The 8,990-nt window shown below is 32.9% G+C and carries 12 protein-coding genes; 2 read left to right on the top strand and 10 right to left on the bottom strand.

Annotated features, from left to right (window positions below):
* Positions 1-375 precede the first annotated feature (375 nt).
* The 9 genes from I4V44_RS16720 to I4V44_RS16695 form a co-directional block, all read right to left on the bottom strand.
* Positions 376-663 (bottom strand): DUF2442 domain-containing protein, encoded by a 288-nt coding sequence (locus tag I4V44_RS16720; protein WP_019162256.1) that lies wholly within the window; start codon positions 661-663, stop codon positions 376-378.
* A gap of 62 nt (positions 664-725) precedes the next feature.
* Positions 726-941 (bottom strand): DUF4160 domain-containing protein, encoded by a 216-nt coding sequence (locus tag I4V44_RS16715; protein WP_118340409.1) that lies wholly within the window; start codon positions 939-941, stop codon positions 726-728.
* A 676-nt stretch (positions 942-1,617) separates the two neighbouring features.
* Positions 1,618-2,250 (bottom strand): hypothetical protein, encoded by a 633-nt coding sequence (locus I4V44_RS16710; RefSeq protein ID WP_118340407.1) that lies wholly within the window; start codon positions 2,248-2,250, stop codon positions 1,618-1,620.
* A 19-nt stretch (positions 2,251-2,269) separates the two neighbouring features.
* Entirely contained in the window at positions 2,270-2,452 is a 183-nt protein-coding gene (locus tag I4V44_RS16705) for a hypothetical protein (RefSeq protein ID WP_118340404.1), read from the bottom strand.
* A 140-nt stretch (positions 2,453-2,592) separates the two neighbouring features.
* Entirely contained in the window at positions 2,593-2,715 is a 123-nt protein-coding gene (locus I4V44_RS17825; RefSeq protein WP_271724981.1) for a hypothetical protein, read from the bottom strand.
* Between the two features lie 20 nt (positions 2,716-2,735).
* Positions 2,736-2,867: a hypothetical protein gene (locus tag I4V44_RS17820; RefSeq protein WP_271724979.1), complete on the bottom strand. Its 132-nt coding sequence runs from the start codon at positions 2,865-2,867 to the stop codon at positions 2,736-2,738.
* A 91-nt stretch (positions 2,868-2,958) separates the two neighbouring features.
* Positions 2,959-3,090: a hypothetical protein gene (locus I4V44_RS17815; RefSeq protein WP_271724977.1), complete on the bottom strand. Its 132-nt coding sequence runs from the start codon at positions 3,088-3,090 to the stop codon at positions 2,959-2,961.
* Positions 3,091-3,102: 12 nt separating this feature from the next.
* Entirely contained in the window at positions 3,103-4,749 is a 1,647-nt protein-coding gene (locus tag I4V44_RS16700; RefSeq protein WP_118340401.1) for an ABC transporter ATP-binding protein, read from the bottom strand.
* Positions 4,733-6,154, bottom strand: coding sequence for a radical SAM/SPASM domain-containing protein (locus tag I4V44_RS16695; protein WP_118340398.1), 1,422 nt, complete (start codon positions 6,152-6,154; stop codon positions 4,733-4,735). The genes I4V44_RS16700 and I4V44_RS16695 overlap by 17 nt, the downstream gene beginning before the upstream one ends.
* A 221-nt stretch (positions 6,155-6,375) precedes the next feature.
* Between I4V44_RS16695 and I4V44_RS16690 the strand changes: the two genes are divergently transcribed.
* Positions 6,376-7,143 carry a LytR/AlgR family response regulator transcription factor gene (locus I4V44_RS16690; RefSeq protein ID WP_118340395.1) on the top strand — a complete coding sequence of 256 codons (768 nt, stop codon included), beginning with the start codon at positions 6,376-6,378 and terminating at the stop codon, positions 7,141-7,143.
* Positions 7,136-8,419 carry a sensor histidine kinase gene (locus tag I4V44_RS16685; RefSeq protein WP_173703749.1) on the top strand — a complete coding sequence of 428 codons (1,284 nt, stop codon included), beginning with the start codon at positions 7,136-7,138 and terminating at the stop codon, positions 8,417-8,419. Before I4V44_RS16690 ends, I4V44_RS16685 begins: the two co-directional genes overlap by 8 nt.
* A gap of 25 nt (positions 8,420-8,444) precedes the next feature.
* Here I4V44_RS16685 and I4V44_RS16680 read toward each other — a convergent pair whose 3' ends face one another.
* Complete coding sequence (locus I4V44_RS16680) at positions 8,445-8,831, bottom strand: hypothetical protein (protein ID WP_196002995.1); 387 nt, start codon at positions 8,829-8,831, stop codon at positions 8,445-8,447.
* Between the last annotated feature and the right edge of the window lie 159 nt (positions 8,832-8,990).

The raw sequence follows: 8,990 nt of genomic DNA, 5'->3' as shown, positions 1-8,990 counted from the left end.
ACATATATCGGAGAATTCAGTGCCACCTGAAATGCACTGTTATCAGGATTTACAAATCTACCCATTCCTTACACCTCATATTCCTTGCTCCACCATGCATTATATCCTTTACCTTTACTTCCAGTCACTATATCCGAATATTGAATCTCTTTTTTCTGTGTATATATCTATCATTTTTAATGCCACTCCTCTTAGTCAATATTCGCACTTTGCAAAGTCAGACTCAAAGCAACTCTATAGTTTCCTCATCTATTTTTTTATTGACATTGAAATGAACTCCAACGTGAACCTCACATGACTATAATTCTTCCTGCACAATGCGGATTCTTTCTTCTTTTGTTGTATCCTTAATGAGTATACTTGATATTTCCATGATTAGTTTTCTCCATTATCCTCACATAAAAGCACTCCGTTATCCCAAATCTCATCACAAGATAAATCTATTTCATCATTCCAGGAGATTCCATAGCCACCAACATCCACTTTTACCTGTTCAAACAAATGTGGTGTATCTTTTAAAGCGTTAAATGCTTCCACCTCCTCAAGCAGGGAACTTACATCATAAGTTTTAACCGTCCCATCTTGAAACGTAGCCAAAAGAACATATTTTTTCAAAGACATTATATCTTTGATTCTATGAAACACAATAACACCGCCTTCCATTTTACTCGAGAACTTCCATTATTTTATTCCAACGGTGGAAGTTCTACAAACTTTTGCGTTTCTCATATTTTAATCAAATCATTTTCGTGCTGCTTTACCCATTCTTGAACCATTTTTAATGCCCTTTTCGAAAGATCACCCTCTAACATTTCGCCTGTCCTTATGTCAATTACACCAACACACTCTCCATATATTACATGAATATGCGGAGGATTATGTTCACTCTGTCGAAAATACATTTTTATTACCATTCCATAAAATCTCGCTATTACTGGCATTATACCGCTCCTTTCTCTATGATGGTGAAAGGAGCCTCCAATAAAGGAAAAATTCATGTATTCGCTAACGCTGCTTCCACCATATTTATTTACTCTCATATGGGGAATCAGATAGTCGAACGACTTAGAATAGAGCTTCCCAGATATGTAATTTTAATGTATCAAATACCTGATATATTGTCAATGAATCATTTAGTATATATTACAAAATTTGTATTATCTTGCAAAACAATTACATTCCATTTATAGAATTTTAATCAACTTTTTACTGATTTATTATTTTATTTATCGGTTAGTTAGATGGTCAGACCCTCAGTATCTTCTCCGAGTCTTCATTCCAGCTCTCCCAAATCCCCACATGGATATTCACTCCTAAAGAGAGAACATGGATATAAGATTCTTCCAATAGTTCCCGGTGTTCTTCATTCTGAACCAAAAGAAAGTAGCCGCAGAATACCGCCAGAAGTTCTCCCCCCCCCCTAGAAGGTTGTTGCTCTTGAAATTGGCGTAGCATGAACTTCAATCCATAAATTCAAATTATCTCTGACAGGAATGTTTCAGAGTAATACTCATTGATATGAACTTTGTGGAAAATCAAAAGAAGCTAACAGTATTTCCCTTAATTTTTTAAGGAGCCTATCAAAACAAATTCGATAGGCCCCTCTCATTTGTATGTTTATTTCCACTTAATACAAACAAAAATGTGTTCCGATTTCGGGTGTGAAATGTACAGTTTCAGTAATCCTGGCTCAAATTCACTAACATCAAATACCATCTCTCCTTCGGTATTGGTTATATCGTATTCCTTTTTACAGTTTCCTGCTTCAACAGTCAATATCATTTCACCATCTGTAGTTCTACCTTCTACAATAAGATTTTCTAACTTTTCGTTTCTTACCGATTTTTTAAAGACTCCATCAGATAGTGCCTTACAATCGACAATCCAATAATCTGCATCAGAAATAGTATTGTCATATTTTTGCGCATAAACACCCGTTGATCCTGATAAATCATACAGAAGGCTCCCATTTCGAGAATACAAGAATACTCCCGTCACTCCAGAAATGATGATAATTCCTAATAGTGCATATATACCTACAGAAATTCTCCTGTTTGCTTTTTTAATGATAATCTCTTTATTATCTGCTGTTAATTCTATTCCGCATTTTTTACAAAAACTATCATTTTGACCAATCGTACTTTTACACTGCTTGCATCTACAAAACTTATATTGCGATATTCTTCTATATACAATCAGAATAACTAATAGGAATACGGCAATTAGTATTATGCTAATACAATACTTCAACAACTTTCACTCCCCTGAATCAAGAAACACACGCTACACCACAGCCAAGTCCAACGCATGCGCCACCACAGCCTAGACCTCCTGCTCCTCCTGCGCAACCTGCTCCTCCTGCTCCTCCTGCACACAGAAGTCCTACACCTACTCTCGGAGTTTTTTCTCCATTTTCATCAATGTCTGATTCTCCAATATAAATTTCTTCCATTTAAATACTGGCCTCCTTTAACAGAATAAAATACCGGAAATACAAAATACTCCACAAAGAATTCCCGCTCTTGGTGTTGGCGCATCATCACTATAAACTGATACGTTAATTTCTTCCATTGAACTTTCCTCCCTTTTTAATTAGTTGCAAATAAAACCGCCAGGGCAGAAAAATCCTGCCTGACAAGCATATCCACATCCATACCCTGCTCTTGGTGTTGGTGTGTTATCCTCAGCTAAATAAATCATTCTAATTTCTTCCATTATTTTTTCCTCCTAAAAAATCAATTACAAGCATTACCACCAGGACACAAAAATCCTGAATAGCACCACCATCCACACATGAATCCTGCACGTGGAGTTGGTTTTAAATCTTCATCTGTTTCAGTTTCATTGTAAACTTTAACCTCTTCCATTATTCTTCTCCTTTCATAATATTAAGACTAGCTACACTCGCAATTTATTCGGTGATCTAATCCTTTCCATGGTCAAACTCCTCTCTTTATATTACGGGCATAAGATTCCGCCTATACATACAGCTCCTGCAGTACATCCCCAACCACAAGCGAATCCCGTTTTAGGCTTAATTTCCACATCATCTTCCTGCTCATTTAAAACTTTGATTTCAATTTCTTCCATTATTTTTTCCTCCTAAAAATCGTTCATATTTATAACCTGATCAGCACATTCCATAATATTTTCATCATGGCTCACAACCAAAACCGTCTTATTCTTTTTAATCACATTAATGATATTTAAAACTTTCTTGGTGTTTTCTAAATCAAGCGAAGAGGTCGGTTCATCAAAAATAACTATAGGGGTATTTTTGGCCAAAACTCTTGCTATACTCAACCGCTGTAATTGTCCAACAGAAAAATTACTTCCATTTTCTCCAATCACAGTATCATAACCTTCTGGCAAACTGCCTATCATATCATCCAACCCACACAACTCACATAAATCACGCACTTCATTTTCTGTTATGCCATTCTTTACATACCGAAAATTATCTATGATACTTGCATTTATGAAAAAGTGTTCTTGTGAGACAACAGATACAGTACGGCGTAAACACTCCTCACTCAACTTAGACAAATCTTCTCCATGAATAAATATTTTTCCGTTATTAACTGCGTATAAGCCTGATATCAGCTTAATAATCGTGCTTTTTCCACAGCCACTATGACCAACCAATGCAGTGACAGAATTCTCCTTAATTTCCAGGTTGATATTCCGTAATACACTTTTTTCTCCATATCCAAAAGTAACATCACATAATTCAATATTACCCTTTTCATTTATAGTGACATTCTTTCCAAATCGTTCATGCTGACCATTTAAAGTTTCTTCTATTTCGTTCAATCTGCGAATCGAAACAATAATCCGTTGATAGTCTGTGACTAATCCCACTAAAGTCAGACTAGCATTACTAAATTGCTGACTATATGAAGTATATTGAATAAAACTCTCTGCTGTTAAATAAGCCGTCAATACAAAATATCCACCAACCGCAAAAACTGTTACCTCACTAATTAGCCCCATTAGCGATATAATCGTTTGAAATATAACCACAAAAACCGAAAAATCAAATTCCTTTTTACATTTTTCCTCGTTATTTATTCTGAACAGTTCACGTTCAATATTCTTCAAACCAAGCATTTTGACATTTACAATTCCCGCAATCGCTTGTTGTATTGAACTAATAATATGATCATTTGCATTTCTCACTTCTGATTGCTTTTGCCGTACTGTTTTACTATTTTTGCTATAATACAACATAAGTATAGGTAATGTTATAATAGTGATAATAGTAAGTTTCCAACTAATTTTAATCATTATTACAAACGAAAAAATCAACTTTAAAACTGCAATTACATCCGGCAAAACTTCCTTTATTATCAAATCAACAATCTGTTTTGTATCTCCTGTAATTCTTGAAATGATAGCCCCATTAGCCATTGAATCAAAATATTCCATTTTCATCGACAGCATATTGTTGAATAGGTCTTGTTGAATATCATAAACAATATGTGTATTCAAATATGCTTTTAATACAGACTGCAATAAATTAACGCCTACCGTTAAAATAAATAGTATTACGAACATAATCACAATCTTGTATAAAGAGCGCAAATCATTTCCGAATACTGAAGTTATTAATTTTGACCACAAAACAGGCTGAATAAGTGATACTCCTACACTCAGTAAAATAGTAATCAAGAGTAAAACACTAAATCCTATGTATGGTCGAAAATATTTTAGAAATTTTTTTATCAATACTCTATCTTCTTTCTTCATATCCTTTATCCAAAAATCGATTAAACTCTTCCCATGTTTTCGGGTTCTTCTTTATATCTGATAATCTCTGCAATGCACGTTTAGTAGCCACCTTTATGCTTTCACAATAGATTGGATTTGATATTTGCACTTTATCTGACTTAATCTCAAAACTACCAAGGCATGATGAACAGACATTTCTCGCAAAACATTCCTGGCATTCATCAACCTTATCCTTATTATTGATATATTCGTCAAAAGTATATGCTCTCGATAAAATCTCATCAGGATCATCTCCAATATTTCCATATGATATATCATCTTTAGATGTATACATAAAACAAGGTGATATTTTATTATCATGCGACACTGAAAAAGTGTTTACTCCTGCAGGACATATAGCTTTTTGGCTTGCTTGCGAAATAATCCTGGTGATTACACCTAACACAATATTAGTTGAACACATCTTTTTCTCTTCAAGCAACATATCAAACGTGTAATCGACCAATTCCTCCATATATTGATTGTATTTATCCTTATAAGGCACTAAACTAAGATAATGATTATTGTCTATATTAACTGGCGCAATATGTACTACAGGATTATTAAATTCCTTATCAAAGAATTTAATCAAGTCAACAAGAGAAATGCTATTTCTTATATGCTCTGCGGTATATGTACACTCAAAGCTCAAACCATTAATTCCTGCATTTTGTATCTTTGCAATATTCGCCCAAATTGATTTATACTTTCCATGACCACTACAATCAATTCGAAGTGTATCGTTAACTAAAATTGGGCCATCCAAACTCACGGTAACAAAAAAGCTATATTTTTTAAAATAATCGACTAGTTTATCTGGCATATAAACCCCATTTGTTACAATTCCGAATACCGGCATCGTTTTAATTTCCCCTGATTGAACCATTCTTTCAAAATAGTCAACCGTCTGATAAATTAAATCTTCCTTTAATGTAGGCTCTCCACCAAAGAATTGAATCGCTCCTATACCTTTAAAATTTTTTGTAAAGTAGGATAATACAGACTCTAATTTCTCAGCATTCATATCTGCAGCTTTCTCATAATCATACATTCCATAGTTTGCATAACAATACCTGCATCGCATATTACAACTGCTGGTCAATACAAGTGCCAATTTACGAACCGTAAACTCATTTGCACTTTTTATTTGATTATCACAATTCTCGCAGGAACCGGAACACACTCCTTTTCCCGAATCAATCTTATGAAGCATTTCCAAAACATCTTCAGACAAGCTTCCAATCTCAAATATCTGTCTAAAATCGGACTTACATTTCTCATCAAACACCCTAAAGAAGCGACCTGATGGGATATGAAATAATACTCCCTCGTGTTCTGGTGTACTGGTATAGAAAAAGTTCCTAATCACTGTATCGTTTACCATGATTCTTCTCCTTTGCTTTTCTTTTGAAATCAATCTATCATAATTATTTTTTTTTACAATGCCATTTGCAGAATGTACTGGTTTTGATGTAAAAGTGCAAGGTATTTTCAAAACACAGTTTTACTGTGTCACGTCAATTTATTAAAGTATTCAAACACTTATAACATACATAATATTGAAAATCATTTTTCGCTATGCTATACTATTGAAGATTATTTTTCATGGAGATACCTACTGAAATGATAAATATACTATTATGTGATGATGAAAGAAAGATTACAAATCAACTAGCAAAATACATTAATACCTTCTATAAAAGCCTCAATAAAGAATATACAATAACAATATGTCATAGTGGTTTAGAACTTAATAAATTAATTGATCAACGTTTAAAAATGGATGTAATCTTTTTGGATATAGATTTGAAAGACAGTAATGGAATTGCATTGGCAAGAAAAATCAGAACAACAGATAAAAAGGTTAAAATAATATTTATTTCTAATCACAAAAATTTCAAATCAGCAGCTTTTTCTGTAAGAGCCTTTGGATATGTTGACAAACCTGCCAACGAAGAACAAATATATCAGCAACTAGAAGATATCGAAAATTATAGCAAAGCAGAAAGCAATGATACTATTTTAAAATTTGAAACTGCAGAAGGTTTTATCAATATAAATATAAGAGATATCATATATTTTGAAAGTGCTAATAGAAAAATATATATACACACTTTTACCAATACCTATAAAATGAACCAACAAATTTCAAAATTATATACTAGTATGGTTCAATACCATTTTGAAAGGCCACATTCAAGTTTTCTAGTTAATTTAGATTATGTCATAGGAATAAAAAACTATATTGTTTATATGGTTAATGGTATAGAAATACCCCTATCACAGAGAAAATCCATTGAATTTCATAATGCTGTTAATCACTTTTTGGCCCAAACAATCAATGTATGCAAAGGAGCACAATGTAATGCATAGTATAATAACTCAATTGTCCTTAATTCTGATTTCAAGTTTTATATCTATTTATATTTTATTTGACTTTTTCAATAAAATCTTTTTTCGTATTTATCGTTCGAAAATAGTATATGTTATAAGTTTTTTAGGAATTTGGAGCATTTTTTCCTTTATAAATATATACAGCATAGGAATATTAAATTTACTTTTTTCCCTAATAGCACCTTTACTAACAGCGAAATTTCTTTATAAATTTTCAACCAAAAAAGAATATGGTATGATTTTGTTATTTATACTTTCGCTGAATATCGCAGAAATTGTAAGTGAAGTTGTTTTCTCTCTTTTATTTTCAAAACATTTTAACATACTTCCAGGAAATATATTAGTTGATTTGATAATATTTAGCCTTTATCAATTTGCAATGTATTTTTTGCTAAAAAAGAACTCCAAAATAAATATACAAGCATCATCCCTCGCTCTATTAATTGTCCCGATTATAAGCATAATTATAATTCTGATAATCACTTATACTATGGCTGAAACGAACAATGAAGCTTTGTTAATTTCATTGTTATGGGTTTGTATATCCATTTTTCTTGCAGATATTTATATTTATTATCTATTTAATAAATTGGCTTCTCTTTATAATCAAAAAAGTCAATTTATGATGCTACAACAAGAAAAAAATCTACAAACAAAGTATTATAATGAATTAGAAAACAAATATACTGAATATAGGCAGTTGGCCCATGATATAAATCGTCATCTAGGTATTCTTGATGAACTGTATTCAAATGGTCATCTTAATGAAGCAGAAGAATATGCTACTCAAATAAAAAAAATGATGGATTCGTCAAAAATTGCAGTACATACAAATAACAAAATTATAAACATACTCGTAAATGATAAAATAGATACAGCTCAAAGAAATGATATTGAATTTATATACAATTGTGAAGATACAGCCTTATCCTTTATAGATGATATTGATCTAACTATTATATTATCCAATCTTCTCGACAATGCCTTTGAGGAATGTATGAACAATAAAGCTGAGCATAATACTATCAACCTTTGTATTTGTCAAATAAACAATTTTAACATTATTAATCTAACAAATACCTGCTACACTCCACCCCAGCTAAACCATAACCGTTATTTGTCAACTAAAGCAGGACATTCTGGGATTGGTATGATAAATGTTGAAAATACTGTTAAAAAATATAATGGCTCTTTTATGAGTGAATTTAAAGATCATCTTTTTACTACCCAAATCACTTTTACTCAAATGCTATAAGTACAAAAACAAACGTCTGCCGGAATTATCCTTTCCGGCAGATATTATCACCTAACGTTTTAAATTCTTTTTTGGGTGGTATAATTTCCCCTTTCACGCACCTCCGATAATTCTCCACTTCCTCTTCTGTAGCTCCGCCTAAAGTCACACGCATGGATTCTTCTCCTCTCAGATACTTAGGCTGTGTACGGAAAAAATACATACCATCTAATGCGGTGTCCTCCATAACCAAACTCTCAATGGCACAATCCCTCATACTGGAATGCCGCATTGACATTCCAGTAAAATCCATCTTCCCCACTGTGTTTCCCGAAAGCAGTGTTCCGTCCATAGTTCCGTCCATGATCTTCATTTCATCTATGCTTAGTCCCTGCAGAATACAGTCCGCCAGCACACAATTACTTAGTTTCAAAGAATCCGCGGAAAACTTCTGAATCCAGCATTCGGATAACCGGGAATGGGAAATCTGAAACTCTTCCGGTAGCTTTTCAATAGTAAGCGCTTAAATCTTGGGTAGCTTTACTGTCTACGTTTTTGAACTCATAATGATAGTAAATAGATTTTTACTACA

Origin of the sequence: Blautia sp. 1001283B150304_161114_C9, assembly GCF_015668165.1 — a bacterium.
In the GTDB taxonomy this organism is placed as follows: domain Bacteria; phylum Bacillota; class Clostridia; order Lachnospirales; family Lachnospiraceae; genus Blautia_A; species Blautia_A wexlerae.
This window is presented reverse-complemented; position numbering and strand designations above follow the sequence as displayed.